Below are 358 nucleotides of genomic sequence, written 5' to 3' on the forward strand. Positions count from 1 at the left end.
GCAGCCGAGGCCAAGATCCGCGAAGCCGAGGAGAACGAGCGCATCGCGCGCTTGCTCGCCGACGAGGCCGAGCGTAAGGCCAAGCGCGATGCGCGCTACGCTGCCCGCAAGGCGCGCGTCGGCCGGACGCCGCCAGGCTTCTCCGCCCGCTAGGTTCGAGTTCGTTCGAAAAATGAATCAGGGTCGCCGGTGGCGGCCCTGAACGCGTTTGTGCCGTTTCAGGCGACGAGCTTCAGCCCGATGATGCCGCACACGATCAGGCCGATGCAGGCAAGCCGCGCCGCAGTTGCCGGCTCGCCGAGCAGCCAGATGCCGAGCAGGGCGGTGCCGACGGTGCCGATCCCCGTCCACACCGCGT

General features: G+C 69.3%; 2 protein-coding genes. One reads left to right on the top strand and one right to left on the bottom strand.

Translation table 11 applies throughout. The features are described from left to right. The coding region (locus tag EN859_RS40060) for a DUF6481 family protein (RefSeq protein WP_245525887.1) at positions 1-153 on the top strand (153 nt) is incomplete at its 5' end. Between the two features lie 65 nt (positions 154-218). On the opposite strand, the gene EN859_RS36055 is transcribed toward EN859_RS40060, so the two are convergent. After that, positions 219-358 (bottom strand): SMR family transporter (locus tag EN859_RS36055; RefSeq protein ID WP_245525888.1); only part of this gene is annotated, 140 nt, incomplete at its 5' end.

The sequence above is a fragment of the Mesorhizobium sp. M00.F.Ca.ET.216.01.1.1 genome, from assembly GCF_004010325.2.
Taxonomy (GTDB): domain Bacteria; phylum Pseudomonadota; class Alphaproteobacteria; order Rhizobiales; family Rhizobiaceae; genus Mesorhizobium.